16 protein-coding genes are annotated in these 16578 nt (G+C 53.4%); 14 read left to right on the plus strand and 2 right to left on the minus strand.

The genetic code is table 11. The features are described 5' to 3' along the window. Positions 1-77 precede the first annotated feature (77 nt). The 4 genes from purB to guaA all read left to right on the plus strand — a co-directional run bounded on the left by purB (position 78) and on the right by guaA (position 5397). Positions 78-1508: an adenylosuccinate lyase gene (gene purB / locus ACSAMM_RS13840; protein ID WP_457791878.1), complete on the plus strand. Its 1431-nt coding sequence runs from the start codon at positions 78-80 to the stop codon at positions 1506-1508. Between the two features lie 20 nt (positions 1509-1528). Continuing rightward, positions 1529-2410, plus strand: coding sequence for a LysR family transcriptional regulator (locus ACSAMM_RS13845; protein ID WP_457791880.1), 882 nt, complete (start codon positions 1529-1531; stop codon positions 2408-2410). A 119-nt stretch (positions 2411-2529) separates the two neighbouring features. Then, entirely contained in the window at positions 2530-3801 is a 1272-nt protein-coding gene (locus ACSAMM_RS13850) for an adenylosuccinate synthase (RefSeq protein WP_178724424.1), read from the plus strand. Positions 3802-3867: 66 nt separating this feature from the next. Continuing rightward, entirely contained in the window at positions 3868-5397 is a 1530-nt protein-coding gene (gene guaA / locus ACSAMM_RS13855; RefSeq protein WP_457791882.1) for a glutamine-hydrolyzing GMP synthase, read from the plus strand. A 197-nt stretch (positions 5398-5594) separates the two neighbouring features. Here guaA and ACSAMM_RS13860 read toward each other — a convergent pair whose 3' ends face one another. Then, the gene (locus tag ACSAMM_RS13860; protein WP_289520368.1) at positions 5595-6083 is read right to left on the minus strand and encodes a helix-turn-helix domain-containing protein; all 489 of its coding nucleotides are present in this window, start codon (positions 6081-6083) and stop codon (positions 5595-5597) included. Between the two features lie 303 nt (positions 6084-6386). Between ACSAMM_RS13860 and ACSAMM_RS13865 the strand changes: the two genes are divergently transcribed. From ACSAMM_RS13865 to ACSAMM_RS13885, 5 genes are all read left to right on the plus strand, one after another. Next, positions 6387-6581, plus strand: a complete 195-nt coding sequence (locus tag ACSAMM_RS13865) for a helix-turn-helix domain-containing protein (protein WP_006571508.1) — start codon at positions 6387-6389, stop codon at positions 6579-6581. Between the two features lie 2 nt (positions 6582-6583). Beyond that, positions 6584-7657: a site-specific integrase gene (locus tag ACSAMM_RS13870; RefSeq protein ID WP_457791885.1), complete on the plus strand. Its 1074-nt coding sequence runs from the start codon at positions 6584-6586 to the stop codon at positions 7655-7657. A gap of 2 nt (positions 7658-7659) precedes the next feature. Next, positions 7660-7995, plus strand: a complete 336-nt coding sequence (locus ACSAMM_RS13875; RefSeq protein WP_457791887.1) for a plasmid mobilization protein — start codon at positions 7660-7662, stop codon at positions 7993-7995. Then, a complete protein-coding gene (locus ACSAMM_RS13880) occupies positions 7985-9160 on the plus strand; it encodes an AAA family ATPase (RefSeq protein ID WP_457791888.1) in 1176 nt (391 codons plus the stop codon). Before ACSAMM_RS13875 ends, ACSAMM_RS13880 begins: the two co-directional genes overlap by 11 nt. A gap of 490 nt (positions 9161-9650) precedes the next feature. After that, on the plus strand, positions 9651-9896 hold the full coding sequence (locus ACSAMM_RS13885; protein ID WP_457791890.1) for a DUF6061 family protein: 246 nt from the start codon (positions 9651-9653) through the stop codon (positions 9894-9896). 57 nt (positions 9897-9953) lie between these two features. Here the strand turns inward: ACSAMM_RS13885 and ACSAMM_RS13890 are convergent, their stop codons facing one another. Then, on the minus strand, positions 9954-10265 hold the full coding sequence (locus ACSAMM_RS13890) for a helix-turn-helix domain-containing protein (RefSeq protein WP_050624078.1): 312 nt from the start codon (positions 10263-10265) through the stop codon (positions 9954-9956). A 110-nt stretch (positions 10266-10375) separates the two neighbouring features. Between ACSAMM_RS13890 and ACSAMM_RS13895 the strand changes: the two genes are divergently transcribed. The 5 genes from ACSAMM_RS13895 to ACSAMM_RS13915 all read left to right on the plus strand — a co-directional run bounded on the left by ACSAMM_RS13895 (position 10376) and on the right by ACSAMM_RS13915 (position 16575). Continuing rightward, complete coding sequence (locus ACSAMM_RS13895; protein ID WP_087358961.1) at positions 10376-10843, plus strand: LOG family protein; 468 nt, start codon at positions 10376-10378, stop codon at positions 10841-10843. 65 nt (positions 10844-10908) lie between these two features. Next, positions 10909-11118: a helix-turn-helix domain-containing protein gene (locus ACSAMM_RS13900; RefSeq protein ID WP_054338619.1), complete on the plus strand. Its 210-nt coding sequence runs from the start codon at positions 10909-10911 to the stop codon at positions 11116-11118. Positions 11119-11222: 104 nt separating this feature from the next. Next, entirely contained in the window at positions 11223-12212 is a 990-nt protein-coding gene (locus ACSAMM_RS13905) for a restriction endonuclease (protein WP_087358959.1), read from the plus strand. Between the two features lie 44 nt (positions 12213-12256). Next, complete coding sequence (locus ACSAMM_RS13910) at positions 12257-14707, plus strand: type I restriction-modification system subunit M (RefSeq protein WP_457791891.1); 2451 nt, start codon at positions 12257-12259, stop codon at positions 14705-14707. Beyond that, positions 14701-16575, plus strand: coding sequence for a restriction endonuclease subunit S (locus tag ACSAMM_RS13915; protein ID WP_196011539.1), 1875 nt, complete (start codon positions 14701-14703; stop codon positions 16573-16575). Before ACSAMM_RS13910 ends, ACSAMM_RS13915 begins: the two co-directional genes overlap by 7 nt. The last annotated feature ends 3 nt before the right edge of the window (positions 16576-16578 follow it).

Genomic DNA, 16578 nt, shown 5'->3' on the forward strand with positions numbered 1-16578 from the left:
CGGGGACAGGCTTGCGCCCCGGGCGAAAAACCTGTACAATGAGACACAATAGGATTGTTATAATAGGAGGGCTCGCCATGCCAAGCCAATACGAAACCCCGTTTTCCTCCCGCTATGCCAGCAAGGAGATGCAGTATCTGTTTTCTCCCGACAACAAGTTCCGCACCTGGCGCAGGCTGTGGATCGCGCTCGCCCAGACCGAGCAGGAGCTGGGGCTGCCCATCACCGACGAACAAATTGCTGAGCTGCAGGCGCATGCGGACGATATCAACTACGACGTGGCCGCCGCCCGGGAAAAGGAAGTGCGCCACGACGTGATGGCCCACGTCTACGCCTACGGCCAGCAGTGCCCGAACGCCAAGGGCATCATCCACCTGGGCGCCACCAGCTGCTACGTGGGGGATAACACCGACCTTATCATTCTGTACGACGCCCTGCGGCTGGTGCGCAAAAAGCTGGTCAACGCCATCGCTCTGCTGGGCAAGTTCGCCGGGGAATACGCCGATCTGCCCACCCTGGCTTTCACCCACTTCCAGCCCGCCCAGCCCACCACCGTGGGCAAGCGCGCCACCCTGTGGGCTCAGGAATTCCTGATGGACCTGGACGAGGTGGAATACCGCCTGTCCCGTGCGCGGCTGCTTGGCTCCAAGGGCACCACAGGCACCCAGGCCAGCTTTCTTGAGCTGTTCGAGGGCGACCACGAGAAATGCCGCCTGCTGGATCAGAAAATCGCTGAAAAGATGGGGTATGCCTCCTGCTTCCCCGTGTCGGGGCAGACGTATCCCCGCAAGCTGGACGCCGCCATCCTCTCCACCCTGTCCGGCATCGCCCAGAGCGCGGCCAAATTCTCCAACGACATCCGCCTGCTCCAGCATCTCAAGGAGGTGGAGGAGCCCTTTGAGAAGCATCAAATCGGCTCCTCCGCCATGGCGTATAAACGCAACCCCATGCGCAGCGAGCGCATCGCCTCCCTGGCTCGCTACGTGGTGGCCGACGCGCTCAACCCGGCCATGACCGCCTCCACCCAGTGGTTTGAGCGGACGCTGGACGACAGCGCCAACAAGCGTATCAGCGTGGCCGAGGGCTTCTTAGCCGTGGACGCCATCCTGTCGCTGGTGGTCAACGTGGTGGACGGCCTGGTGGTCAATACGGCGGTCATCGATCGGGATCTCCGCCGGGAGCTGCCCTTCATGGCCACCGAGAACATCATGATGGACTGCGTCAAGCGGGGCGGCGACCGGCAGGAGCTGCACGAGGCCATCCGCACCCATTCCATGGAGGCCGCTCGCCGGGTCAAGCAGGGGGACGGCGTCAACGACCTGCTCGAGCGCATCGCGGGGGACGCCACCTTCGGCGTAACCCTGGAGGAGCTGCAGAATGTGCTGGAGCCCCGCCGGTATGTGGGCCGCGCACCGGAACAGACTCGGGAGTTCTTGGCGAGCGAAGTGGCGCCGGTGTTGGAGAAGTACCGCGACGACCTGGGCTATCAAGCGGAAATCAACGTCTGACGGCGGAGGGAGGAAGACCTGTGGGGGCCAGCCTGGATTTGTATCGGGTGTTCTGTCAGGTCGCTCGGGATAAAAGCATCACCCTGGCCGCCCAAGCCCTGTATCTCTCTCAGCCCGCGGTCAGCCGGAATATCCGGCAGCTGGAGGAGGAGCTGGGCTGTCCCCTGTTCGTCCGCACCCCCAAGGGTGTGCAGCTCACCGGCGAGGGGGAGACCCTGTTCCGCCATGTGTCCGCGGGGCTGGAGCAGATCCGGCAGGGGGAAAAAAAGCTCTACGAGCAGGTGAACCTGGAGAGTGGGGAAATCTGCGTCGGGGCCAGCGACATGACCCTGCAGTTTTTTCTTCTTCCCTATCTTGAGGCCTTCCACCGGGAATATCCTGGGGTGAAAATCCACGTCACCAACGGCCCCACCCCCGAAACTATCCGGTTTCTCGAGCAGGGGTGCATCGATTTCGGTATTGTCAGCGAGCCGGCCGAGGAGGCCGGGGATTTTTCCCTCACCCCGGTGGGCGAGATCCGGGATATTTTTGTGGCCGGAAAGGCCTTCGCCCATCTGGCCGCCTCTCCCCTGCCCCTGCAGGCGCTGGAGAAGCTGCCGGTGATTTGCCTGGAGAGCAACACCAGCACCCGCCGGTATATCGATCGCTTCTTCGCGGAGAACGGCGTCGTCCTGGCCCCGGAGTTCGAGCTGGCGACCAGCAGCCTCATCGTGCAGTTCGCCCGCCGAAACCTGGGCGTGGGCTGCGTGGTGGCCGCTTTCGCGGAGGAAGCGCTGGCCGCCGGCGAGGTGGTGCGGGTGCCGCTGGAGAAAGAGCTGCCGCCCCGGCGCATCTGCGTCGTGCGGGGGCATGCCCCCGGCTCCAAGGCGGCGGAACGGCTGCTAAACCTGCTGCTCCCATAACAAAACTGCATGCCGTTTATAAGGAATATGCATTTTACTTATGTAAAAACCTGTGGTATGCTGAGACCGTACGGAAAACGACGGCGCGGACACGCGCCTGTGAAACAGGAGGAAACCTCATGGTTCGAGCAATCGTAGGCGCCAACTGGGGCGACGAGGGCAAAGGGAAGATCACCGACGTTCTGGCGGCTGAATCCGACGTGGTCATCCGCTTTCAGGGCGGAAGCAACGCGGGGCACACCATCATCAACCAGTACGGCAAGTTTGCGCTGCACCAGCTGCCCTCCGGCGTGTTTTACGATCACATCACCAACATCATCGGCAACGGGGTGGCGCTGGACATCGGCAAGTTTCTCAGAGAAGCGGCGGCCCTGAAGGAAAAGGGCGTCAAGCCCCGCCTGATGGTCTCCGACCGCACCCAGGTGGTCATGCCCTATCACGTGCTGTTCGATCAGTACGAGGAGGAGCGGCTGGGCGGCAAGTCCTTCGGCTCCACCAAATCGGGCATCGCCCCCTTCTATTCGGATAAATACGCGAAAATCGGCTTTGAAATCAACGAGCTGTTCGACGAGGATTACGCCTACGACAAGCTGCGGGGCGTTCTGGCCGTCAAGAACGTGCTGCTGGAGGAGCTGTATCATAAGCCGGCCCTCAACGTGGATCAGGTGTTCGCCCAGCTGATGGAACAGCGGGACGCCATTGCGCCCTATGTGGCGGATACCTTCCATTTCCTGCGGGATGCGCTCAAAGAGGGGAAGACCATCCTGCTGGAGGGCCAGCTGGGCGCCTTGAAGGATCCGGATTACGGCATTTATCCCATGGTGACCTCCTCCTCCACCCTGGCGGGCTACGGTGCCATCGGCGCGGGCCTGCCGCCCTATGCCATCGAGGACATCGTGGTGGTGGTCAAGGCGTATTCCAGCGCCGTGGGCGCCGGCGCCTTCGTCAGTGAGATTTTCGGGGATGAGGCCCAGGAGATGCGGGTGCGCGGCGGCGACGCCGGCGAATTCGGCGCTACCACCGGACGTCCCCGCCGCATGGGCTGGTTCGACTGCGTGGCCTCCCGCTACGGCGTGCAGGCCCAGGGCGCGACTCAGGCCGTGCTGACCGTCATCGACGCGCTGGGCTATCTGGACGAGATTCCGGTGTGCGTGGGCTACGAGGTGGACGGCAAAATCCTGAAGGATTTCCCCACCACCCCCACCCTGAACCGCTGCAAGCCGGTGCTGGAGGTTCTGCCCGGCTGGAAGAGCGATGTGCGCGGCATCAAGAAGTACGAGGATCTGCCGGAGAATTGCCGGAAGTATGTAGAGTTCATTGAGAAGGAGCTGGGTGTGCCGGTGACCATGGTGTCCAACGGCCCCGGCCGCGACGAGCTGATCGTCCGCTGAATACAAGGGGCAGGTGCGCGCACCTGCCCCTTTGATGATAGGAAAAGGAAAGGTTAGGAACGGCGTATGGCGAAAGAAACGGTATTGGTTCTGGATTTTGGCGGGCAGTATAACCAGCTCATTGCCCGGCGGGTGCGGGAGGCCGGGGTGTATTCCGAGGTGAAATCGTATAAGACCTCCCTCGACGACATCCGGGCGGCGGGCTATAAGGGGATCATCTTCACCGGCGGCCCCCACAGCGTGTATCTGGAGGATTCTCCCCGCTGCCCAGCGGAAATTCTTTCCTTGGGCATTCCCGTGCTGGGTATCTGCTACGGCGCCCAGCTGATGGCGTTCCTGAAGGGCGGCCTGGTGGAAAGCGCCGAGCGGGAATACGGCAGCACGGCCGTCACTGTGCGCACCGACAGCCTCCTGTTTAAGGGGCTGGAGCCGGAGCAGCTTTGCTGGATGAGCCATACCGACTATATCAATACCCTGCCCGCGGGCTTCGCGGTCAACGCCTCCACCCCCCACTGCCCCTGCGCGGGGATGGAGGACGCGGCGAATGGGCTGTATGCCGTCCAGTTTCATCCCGAGGTGCTGCATACCGTAAACGGTGCGCAGATGCTGAAGAATTTCCTGTTTGAGATCTGCGGCTGCGCGGGCGACTGGCGGATGGACTCCTTCGTGGAGACCTCCGTCGCCGCCATTCGGGAGCAGATCGGGGACAGCCGGGTGCTTTGCGGCCTGTCGGGCGGCGTGGATTCCTCGGTGGCCGCCGTAATGGTGGCCAAGGCGGTGGGCAGCCAGCTGACCTGCATTTTTGTGGATAACGGCCTGCTGCGTAAGGACGAGGGGGACATGGTGGAGGCTATGTTCCGGGGACACTACGATCTCAACTTCGTGCGGGTGGACGCGGCGGAACGGTTCCTCACCCGCTTGGATGGGGTGGCCGAGCCAGAGCAGAAGCGCAAGATCATCGGCGAGGAGTTTATTCGGGTCTTCGAGGAAGAGGCTGCGAAAATCGGCCAGGTGGATTTTCTGGTACAGGGCACCATTTATCCGGATGTCATTGAAAGCGGCAGCGACAAGGCCGCGGTCATCAAGAGCCACCACAATGTGGGCGGCCTGCCCGAACGGATGCAGCTCAAGCTGTGCGAGCCGCTGCGAGATTTGTTCAAGGACGAGGTGCGGCAGGCGGGGCTGGAGCTGGGTCTGCCGGAGGAGATGGTCTGGCGGCAGCCCTTTCCCGGCCCCGGGCTGGCGGTGCGGTGCATCGGTGCGGTGAGCCCGTATCGGCTGGATATCCTCCGACAGGCGGACGCCATTTTCCGCGAGGAGGTGGCGCGTGCCGGCCTCTCGCGGGAGCTGAATCAGTATTTCGCGGTTATCACCGATATGCGTTCGGTGGGCGTTATGGGGGACGGCCGTACCTACGATTACACCATCGCCCTGCGGGCGGTGTCCACCACGGATTTCATGACCGCCGACTGGGCGCGGATTCCGCTGGACGTCCTGGCGGCCGCCTCCAACCGCATCGTCAACGAGGTAAAAGGCGTCAACCGTGTGGTATACGACATCACCAGTAAGCCCCCGGCCACGATCGAATGGGAATGATTTCAGAGGCCCGGAAAAGCCTGATATGACTGGGTTTTTGAGGGGTTAAGGCCCTCTGTGGCAACGATTTGGCAACATTTTTTCATTATTCATAAAAAGAGAGCTAACTGATTTTGATTAGTCAGTTAGCTCTCTTTTTCTTTTTATTATTATTTTGTGCAACAAACGGCCTCTCCCGTGGCCTACAAGTGAGAGGGTCAAAAGAGGTCCTGGGGCGGCACCTTCACATAGGTCTGGGCTTTGTCAAACTCCGGATAGTGGTAGCGCCACTTGTCGTAATCCTCTTTGGAGATTTCGCCCGCCTCCAGCATGGCAGCGGCCTGCTGCCAGGAGCAGAGCATCTCGTGCAGCCGGGCAGCATCCTTGTTCTTCCGCACATCAACCTTCAAGCAGACTTCTCCATCCATCTCGCTGATCTTGAGCCCGTAGTTGTCCTCCAGGGTAAACAGGGTGTGCATCAGCCCCACATAGGAGTCTATATCCGGGACAGAGAGGGCATGGGGCGAGACATCCAGTACCTGGGCCAGGGCGGCGGTAAGGTCCGCCTTAGGGGTTCTTGATCCTGTTTCATACTGAGCAAGGCGCACATCGGCGGACTTTTCCGGAAAGCCCAGCGCCATGCCGAGATATTTCTGAGTCATCCCCCGTAGGAGACGGAAAAAGTGAATCCGTTCGCCAATCGCCATATCATCCACTCCAATCGTTGATTGTCTTTAGGAAAAGCGTAGCAGAAATGCTTAGTAAAGTCAAGGGGATCCTAAACAATTTTATTTAATTTATTTTGCGTGCTCTGATTGACACAAGCTATTTTGCTTAGTATAATGACAATAGACTAAGCATAATAGCTTAGAATCAATAAATGGAAAAGAACTGCCACAATCCCCCGGTTATACATCCGGGAAAAAAGTGGCGGACGGAAGTGAGGAGGCATTTATGGAACACAATATCCAGCCGCAGCAGCCGTCAACGAAGAAAGGAAGGTATTTTCAATGCAGGCACAAAACTTTATGCGCGTGGAGGAAGTGGCCCAGGAGCTGGGCATCTCCAAGTCCCACGCCTACAAGGTGATCCACAAGCTCAACGCCGAACTCCGTGAGAAGGGCTATCTGACCATCTCCGGGCGGGTCAATCGGAACTTTTTCATGGAGAAGTTCTGCTATGGCAAGACGGGAAAGGAGGGCTAATCATGGCAGTCTATAAGGAAGAAAAGACAAACACCTGGCGGGCGGTCTACCGCTATACTGACTGGAACGGCGAGCGCAAGCAGACCCAGAAGCGGGGCTTCAAGACTAAACGGGAGGCGCAGGCCTGGGAGCGCGAACAGCTCAATAAGACCAGCGCCGATCTGGATATGACCTTTAAGAGCTTCGTGGACCTCTACACGGCGGATATGAAAACCCGGCTCAAGGAAAACACCTGGGCCACCAAAGATCACATCATCCGCACCAAGCTGCTGCCCTACTTCGGCAGGCTGAAAATGTGTAACATCACCGCCCAGCAGATCATTACCTGGCAGAACGAGATGCTGAACCATAAGGACGAGAACGGCAAGCCCTACTCGCCGGTGTACCTGAAAACGGTCCACAATCAGCTCAGTGCCATCTTCAACCACGCGGTTCGGTACTACAACCTCCGGGAGAACCCCTGCAAGAAGGCAGGCAGCATGGGCAAGAAGAAAAACCGGGAGATGATGTTCTGGACCAAGGAGCAGTACCTGAAATTTGCCGAGGTGATGATGGACAAGCCGCTGTCCTTCTATGCCTTTGAGATGCTCTACTGGTGCGGTATCCGAGAGGGGGAGCTGCTGGCCCTGACCCCGGCGGACTTTGACTTTGAGAAGCGCACCGTGTCCATCAACAAGTCCTATCAGCGGCTGAACGGCGAGGACCTGATTACCACCCCTAAGACGGAAAAGAGCAATCGGGTCATCACCATGCCGCAGTTTCTGGCCGAGGAAATCCAGGATTACATCAAGATGCTCTACGGGATCAGGCCGGATGACCGGATGTTCACCGTCACCAAGAGCTATCTCCACCGCGAGATGGACCGGGGAGCCAAAGAAGCCGGTGTGCCACGCATTAGAATCCACGATATTCGTCATAGCGCGGTTTCACTTCTGATCGATATGGGGTTCTCCGCCACGGCTATCGCGGACCGGGTGGGACATGAGAGCATCGACATCACTTACAACTACGCGCACCTGTTTCCGTCCAAGCAAGCGGAAATGGCGGATAAATTGAACATGGAAAGGGGCAATTAAAAATGTCAGCAAAGAATTTGGATAAGCATAACCGTTGGAGGAACAAGACCGTAGCTTTTCGGGTCTCCCCGGAGGAGGACGCCCAGATCGAGACGGCGGTGAAGCTCACCGGCTTGACTAAACAGGATTACATCATCCGACGGCTGCTCTGCCGAGATGTGGTGGTCCAGGGCAACCCCAGGGTCTACAAGGCGCTGCGGGATCAGCTGGCCGCTGTACTGGACGAGCTGCGCAGGATCGAAGCTAGACAGGGCGTAAACGATGAGCTGTTGGACACCATCCAGATGATCGCCACCATTATGAACGGAATGCAGGAGGATTTTGCCTATGACCGATGATAAAAAGAAAATGACCGCCCAGAACTCATCTGTTGGCGCAGATGATGGGCAGTCAATCTCTCAAAATTCCAAGTTCACTATACCAGATCCGGACGAAAAAAGCAATTCCCCGGAAAAAGATTTGGAGGAACTTTACCAGAAAATGCGCCGCATGAGCGACCCAGCTTACCTCCATACTGTGACCCTGGACGAGCTGATGGACAATGTGTTTGATGGCAAGTCTGCGGTGATTGAAAACCTGCTCTATACAGGAGCGTACATCCTTGCCGGAGCGCCGAAAATCGGCAAGTCCTTCCTGGTGGCGCAAATCGCCCACCATGTCAGTACCGGGCAAGACCTGTGGGGCTACAAAGTCCACCAGGGAACCGTCCTCTATCTTGCTCTGGAAGATGACGAGAGCCGTTTGCAGCACCGGATGTTCCGAATGTTCGGAGTGGAGGGGACAAGCTCCCTCCACTTCGCCACCAACGCTAAAATGATCGGCGGTGGCCTGGATGAACAGCTGGAAAAGTTCGTTCGGGAACACGGCGATACCAAACTCATTATCGTGGATACCCTGCAAAAAGTCCGGGAAGCGGTAAGCGACAGTTACAGCTATTCCAGCGACTATGAAGTGATCGGCAAGCTGAAGCAATTTGCTGACCGATATGGCGTCTGCGTCCTGATCGTCCACCACACCAGAAAGCAGCCTGCGGGAGATAGCTTTGAGATGATCTCGGGGACTACGGGCTTGCTGGGCTGTGCGGATGGTGCGCTCCTGATGCAGAAGGAGAAGCGAACAGATAGCAAGGCCACCCTGGAGGTGGTAGGCAGAGACCAGCCGGATCAGCGGCTGTATCTCAGCAAAGACCAGGAAAGCCTGGTGTGGGACCTTGACCACGCAGAGAATGAGCTTTGGAAGCAACCTCCAGACCCGATACTGGAAGCTGTGGCGAAGATCGTGTCTGCTGACAACCAGGAATGGGAAGGCAGTCCAACCGAGCTGGCTCAGGCGATTCAAACGGATATGGCGGTGAACCGGCTCACCAAACATCTGAATGTGAATGCCAGCCGCCTGCTGGAAGAACATCAGGTGAGGTACGAGAACAAAACCAAGCACGCTGGTCGGCGCATCCGACTGACTTACATGGTGGTAGAAGCACCCGCATTTGAAGTAATCGAGTAAAGCGCGACGCTCGCAACGGTCGCGACGGTGTTTTGAGGGGTACTCCCAGCACCGTTGCGACCGTCGCCACCGTCGCGGAAAGAAAAAGATGGGGTGGTATTTTGCCACCACATCATCAAGGAGGATGCCCCATTTTAGGGCACCCTAAAAGTATCAGAGGATGTCGCGATTCACGACACCCTATGCCCCGAAACAGGGCACCGAGTACAGGGGCAAAAAGCGTTCGGAGAACGCGTAGCCACAGAATGAAATTCTGTGTTCAGAAGGGGCTTGGGGGCGCTGCCCTCAACAAGCAGACGGCAGGAAATGTGAGTGTGTATTAACACTCGCATTGCTTGCTGGATTTGTGTGTGGCTATCCACACGCATTGCTTGCTGGATTTGTGTGTGGCTATCCACACGCATTGCTTGCCTGTATCTAAAACAACCGAAACGGCCCTTGTGCCGCTGCGGAAAATCAACTGAAATTCAAGTATTGGGAGGTAACGAGTATGAGAAAGATTTTGTCCTGTGAGTTCAACCTGGACACCGCCTGTGTGGAGCTGCATCTGGCGGATGGGACGCTGCTCTACATCGATTGCACCGCCGTGGAGAACGAGGCGGCGAAAAGTATGTACCAGCGGTCGGAATTGGACTGGCTGATCTACAACGATCCGCTGGCCTATGCCGAACTGATTTTGAATGGGGACCCTGAATTATATCTAAAAGCAGTAACAAAGAAAACTCCGTTAGATTGATGGCAAAGAAAATCCGCCAGAAGCAGCACTCTAAAGGGTGTGCCTCTGACAGATTTTTTACATCTTATCAATCAAAGCAAATACAACGGCCTGCTGTTCTTCGCTCAATCTTGACCAGCGCTCCAGAAGCTTTTTCTGTGCCTCGGTCAAGGAAACAGGTGCATCTTCTTCGGCAAACAGCTGAGACAGCGTAATGCCAAAAGCTGTGCAGATTTTCTCCAGGGATGGGATGGTCGGAACCATGTTCTTACGATACCATGAGGAGATCGTGGATTGTGGTAAACCGGAGCGTTCTGCAAGCTGATACTCTGTCCAGCCCCGTTCCTCCCGATACGCGGTTATAACAGAGAGAATATCCTTCACCTGCATCACTCCTTTGCTTGTGTTCTTCGCAAATTATACTTTGATAAATCGTTGTGATTTAATCATTTATATCGTATAATTTTAACGACAAACACAACTATAAAGGAGGGAAAACTTTGAGAGAAAAAAGCTGTTTCTTTATCGGGCATAGAGAGTCATCAGAAGAAATTTATCCGGCATTGTATGCGGCTGTTGAGCAGCACATTGTTGAATATGGCGTTACAGAATTTATCGTTGGTCACTACGGAGGATTTGACCGTCTTGCAGCGTCAGCAGTCAAAGAAGTAAAGTGTTTCTACCCAGAAGTGAAGCTCACCTTGCTGTTGCCATATCATCCAGCAGAGCGGCCCATCCCAACACCCGATGGATTTGATGGAACATTCTATCCGCCAGGGATGGAGAGCGTTCCGCGCAAGATCGCAATCGTGAGAGCAAACCGCTATGTTGTGGATCATGTAGACTACCTCATCGCCTATGCGTGGCACCCTGCCAGTAATGCACGGGAGCTGGTGGAGTATGCAAAAAGGCGAGTAAAGAAAGGCTCTCTTTTCATAACAGTGATAAAGCATAATGATTCGACATGAAGTTGAGTTTTTCACGAAAGTGTGATAAAATAAATCCAAGCATTTCTTGCTTTGGAGGGACTAAAATGGCGATTTGTTATGACCGCTTATTTCATCTGATGATTGATAAAAAGATAAGCAATGCACAGCTAAAAGAGAAGGCCGGTTTTAGTGCCAATATTATCACCCGCCTAAAGCGCAACGAGTATGTTTCTATCGAAAGCATCGAGAAGATTTGCCGCGTGATGGAGTGCGGCGTGGACGATATTCTGGAGTTTGTTCCAGAAGAAAAATAAGCAAGAATTTTGACAAAGTGGTCTGACGTTTGAAGGCGACTTTCTGGATACAAGACCCTAGCAGGCTGAAAAGCTGTGAAAGATCGGATAGGAGTGTGGCTGTGATGGCAGCAGCAAACAAAACAGTTTGGGGAATCCATACGATGGACGATCCTCTTTTTTTGAATCAGAATCTAATTGCAATTGGCTGGGAAGAGATGGGCGACTTGTCGGCTATAAGTACATCCCGTGATGCCTACAAAGAAAAATATATCGCAGCCTATCCGGACGCTAAAAAAGGTTCGATTGCCACAAGTGCCGGAATGCTGTACCGATTCGTTCATGAGGTACAGGAAGGAGACTATGTGGTGTTCCCGTCCAAAATTGACCGTAAGATCAATATTGGGGTCGTGGAGAGTGCCTATTTCTATGAGGCTACCGCAGCACTGTATCCCAATCGCCGGAAAGTAAAGTGGCTCAAACATCTGCCGCGCACAGCCTTTTCCCAGGGGGCTCTGCATGAAGTCGGTTCGGCACTGAGCTTTTTCCAGGTGAAAAATTATGCGGATGAGTATTTTAAGGCTCTGGATAAAGATTTCAAAGGCAATATTTTGGAGCCGGATACCGATGAGACAGTGGCACAAACGGCGGATGAAATTATCGAGGCTACCCGAGATTTTATCTTAAAAGAGCTGAGCAAAAATCTGAAAGGATACGATCTAGAGCCGTTTGTCGCAAATCTTTTGCAGGCCATGGGCTATCGCACGATCCTGTCTCCGCATGGTGGAGACAGCGGTATCGACATTACCGCCTATAAAGATGAACTGCCGCCCCGCATTGTTGTCCAGGTCAAAAGCCAAGATGGAGATATTAAAGAGACTACCATCCAGTCTCTGAAAGGTGCTATGCGTGAAGGAGATTATGGCCTGTTTGTGACACTGTCCAACTATACCAAAAATGCGCAGAAATACCTGGATAACACCCCTATTATTCGCGGCATTAACGGCACAGAACTTGTGGATCTGGTCTTGAAATATTACGATCAGCTCAGTGTCAAATACCGCAAAATGATCCCCCTGAAAATGGTGTACATCCCCGTTCCGCCAGAGGAGTAAATGGGAACCTGACAGGAAATTAAAAAGAGAACGGAGAGGTACCGATGGCAATCAAAAAGAGCGAAATTTACAGCCAGATATGGGCTGCGTGTGATAAACTGCGGGGCGGTGTGGAACCGGCCCGTTATAAGGATTATATTCTGACACTGCTGTTTGTGAAGTATGTGTCCGACCGCTTCAAGAGCAGTGATAACTGGGACATTGAAGTGCCAGAAGGCGGCAGCTTTGACGATGTTATTGCCTTGAAATATAAGAAAAACATTGGTGAAGGCATCAATATCATCATTGGCAAGCTGGCAGAAGCCAACGACTTGAAAGGCATTATCGACATTGCCGACTTCAACAGCGAGGAACTGGGCACCGACAAGGAAGCGGTAGATAAGCTCTCTGGTCTCGTGGAAATTTTCCAGAAACCGGAGTTGGACTTCACCAACAATCGCGCTGGCGGTGATGACATTTTGGGCGACGCCTACGAATTTTTGATGCGGAAATTTGCCCAGGATTCCGGCAAGAGCAAGGGCCAGTTCTATACACCGGGCGAAGTCTCTCGGATTATGGCAAAGGTGATTGGTATTGATAAAGCCACCGATCCCAGCATGACAGTCTACGATCCTGCTTGCGGTTCCGGTTCGCTGCTGATTCGTGCGGCGGATGAGGCCCCCTGCGAGATCTCCATCTATGGACAGGAAAAGGACAACTCCACCGCCGGTCTTGCCCGCATGAATCTGGTCCTACACAACAAGGGCGCTGGCGTCATTGTCGGCAATAAAAGCACCTTGTCTGCACCCCAGTATAAAGATGAGAACAACCCTGAACTGCTGAAAACCTTCAACTACATCGTAGTCAATCCACCTTTCTCGGATAAATCCTGGATGGATGGCATTACGATCCCTGATTCTTATGGGAGATACAGCGAGACTGTGTTGGGCGTGCCGCCGGAGAAAAACGGTGACTATGCTTGGCTGCTGCATGTCCTGAAATCCTTGAAATCCAACGGCAAGGCGGCGATCATTTTGCCCCATGGCGTGCTATTCCGTGGCAATGCCGAGGCTGACATTCGCAAAAAGATCATTGACCGGGGTTATATTAAAGGCATTATTGGTCTGCCTGCTAACTTGTTCTATGGCACAGGAATTCCTGCCTGTATCCTGGTGCTGGACAAAGAGGATGCTGCTGATCGTACCGGCATTTTCATGATTGACGCCAGCAAAGGCTATGTGAAGGATGGCAACAAGAATCGCCTGCGGGAACAGGATATTCACAAGATCGTGACCACTTTCCTTACAATGGATGAATCGGACCCCAAGTATGCCCGGTTTGTTCCGAACGAGGAGATCAAAGTCACCAACGAGTACAACCTGAATATCCCGCGCTATATTGATAGCAGCGAGCCGGAAGATTTACAGGACATCAATGCTCACCTGAACGGCGGCATTCCGGAAACCGATGTGGACAGCATGGCGGAATATTGGGTGGTATATCCATCTTTGAAGGAAATCCTGTTCCAGTCGCTTCGTCCGGGGTATCTGCGTCCGGCGGTGGACAAGGAAGAAGTGGTTTCCACGATTACCTCCCACCCGGAGTTTATCCGCCATGCGGACCGGGTGGATGATGCCTATGCCCAATGGAAGGAGACGGTTACCCGCGATTTGATGGAACTCAGCCGGGATATTCACCCAAAAGAGCTGATTGCCAAAATTTCCGAGCAGCTCCTTGATGATTTTTCCCAGGTGGCTCTTCTCGACAAATATGATGTCTATGAAGTGCTGATGGAGTACTGGGCGGAGACCATGCAGGACGATGTGTATGCGGTCTGCTATGACGGCTACGAGGCTGGGCGGGAAATTGCCTATGAGTATGTGACTAAGAAGAAAAAAGAAAACGGCCAGACCATCGAGGTCAAGACCGATAAGATCAAGGGCTTTGAGGGCAAGTTGCTCCCCAAGGCTTTGATTGCCGCACACTTTTTTGAGGAGGATGTCAAGGCACTGGATACCCTTCGGGGCCAACTGGATGAGGTGTCCACCAAGCTGGAAGAACTGGCCGAAGAAAATGGCGGCGAGGATGGACTGTTTGCTCAGCTGGACGATCTGAAAAAAGCCACCGTCAGCGCCCGGATCAAGGCAATCAAGAAAGATCCCGCTGCCAAGGAAGAATTGGCTGCATTAAAGGAGTATATGTCCCTGTTGGATGCCGAAAGCAATTACAAAAAGGCAATTAAGCAGGCTGAGGCAGACCTGGACACCAAACTGGAGAAAAAATACCCTCAGCTGACCCTGGAGGAGATTCGCCATTTGCTGGTAGAGGAAAAGTGGTTTGCCGCTATTTACAGCGGGATAGACGCCATCCATGAAGCAGTGTCCCATCATCTTTCTGCCCGTGTGACCCAGCTGGTAGAGCGGTATGAGTATACCCTGAAGGAATGCGAGGATGAAGTAGACCAGTACGAGGCCAAGGTCAAATCTCATCTGGAAAGGATGGGGTTTGTATGGTAAACCATTACCCAAAAGATTGGAGAATAGTACTGTTATCTGAGTTATCCATAGAAGGTTTCCAAAATGGCTTGTTTTATGAGGTTGCTCGAAAGAATAAAGGTATTCCAATAATTAACGTTGGGGATCTGTATAAATCTTCTCCGATTGCAAACGACAAGTTAGAGTTGTTTAATGCCACAGCAGAGGAGATTAAAAGGTACCAAGTATTTAATGGGGATTTGTTTTTCACAAGATCGTCTATTGTACCAAGTGGAATAGCATTTTGTAATTGGTACAGATGTAGCGAGAAAAAGGCAGTTGTGTTTGATAGTCATGTAGTAAGATTTAAGACAAACACAGATGTTGTAAATCCAATGTATTTATACCTTGCATGCATAAGACCTGATGCAAGAAAATATTTTCTTGCTAATGCAAAAACGGCAACTATGACAACTATTGACCAAACGGTTTTGGGAAGATGCCCTATTCCGTATCCAGCTTTGAAAGAACAAACAGCTATAGCAGAAGCCGTGTCCGATGCAGACAACCTGATTTTCTACCTGCAAAAGCTGATTGAGAAAAAGAAAGCCATTAAGCAGGGGTCCATACAGGAACTGCTCACCGGCCAAAAACGTCTGCCGGGGTTTTCCGTGGAGTGGAGCGAAGCACCATTTGCGAATCTTTTTGACTTTCTTCCTACAAATGCGTTTACAAGGGATCAAATGACGGATAACGGAACTATTCAGAATGTCCACTACGGTGATATTTTGACAAAGTATGGAGCCTGTTTAGATATGGCCAAGACGGATGTGCCATATTTACTGGAGTCGGTTTCTGTAAGAAAATATTCTGAATCCAGTTATGTCAGAGAAGGCGATGTGATTATAGCCGATACAGCAGAAGATAGTACTACTGGCAAATGTGTTGAGCTTGTAAATGTTCATGGAAAGGTTTTATCCGGACAGCACACAATGCTGTGTCGCCCTAAGATCACTTTTGCACCTAAATTCCTCGGTTATTACATGAACGCAGAGTGCTTTCACAATCAAATGCTGCCTTTTATCACAGGGATTAAGGTGTCTTCTATCAGTAAGGCAAATATCTCTACGTTGGTTTTGAAATACCCCACATTGGTAGAGGAGCAACAAGCTATTGCCCAAGTTTTTTCTGACATGGATGACGAAATCGCACAGTTGGAAAAGAAACTGGCGAAGTACCAACAGATCAAGCAGGGCATGATGCAGGAGTTGCTCACCGGACGGATTCGGCTGGTAGATGCAGATGGCAAAGAACAGTCGAAAACACAGATTCTTCAGGAAAGGCAACCAGCACACAATCAGCATTTTGATGATGCAGTCATGATTGCAGGAATTGTGAACGCTTTCTATTCCGAGAAGTACCCTCTGGGACGTAAAAAAGTTCAGAAGCTGCTTTATCTCGTTCGCCGCAAGGAGCAGGCGGATATTTCTGCCTTTCATAAAAAAGCGGCTGGTCCCTACGCTGATGAAGTCCGCTATAAAGGCGGCGAGCCGATTGCTCAGAAAAACAAGTATATCCAGGTCAAAAGGAACGAAAAGGGCAGCCGTTTTGAAAAAGGTGTGCAAATGCAACAGGCGTTGACCTATTTGCAAGACTGGGGAAAGCAGGGAGATGTGGATTGGCTGGTGTCGCAGTTCCAGTACACAAGTGTCAATGAGCTGGAGCTTTTGGCAACGGTAGATATGGCAATCTGCGACTTGCGGCGGGAAGGTAAGGAAATTTCCGTAGCCTCGATTAAAGATTTGATTCGTTCTAATAAGGAATGGAGAGATAAACTGAAAAAGACCTATTTCCGAGATTCGGATATTCAGCGAGCAATTAAAAAGTGCGAAGATCTATTTGAAAGCTAATAT

Source organism: Anaeromassilibacillus sp. SJQ-5 (genome assembly GCF_054108045.1).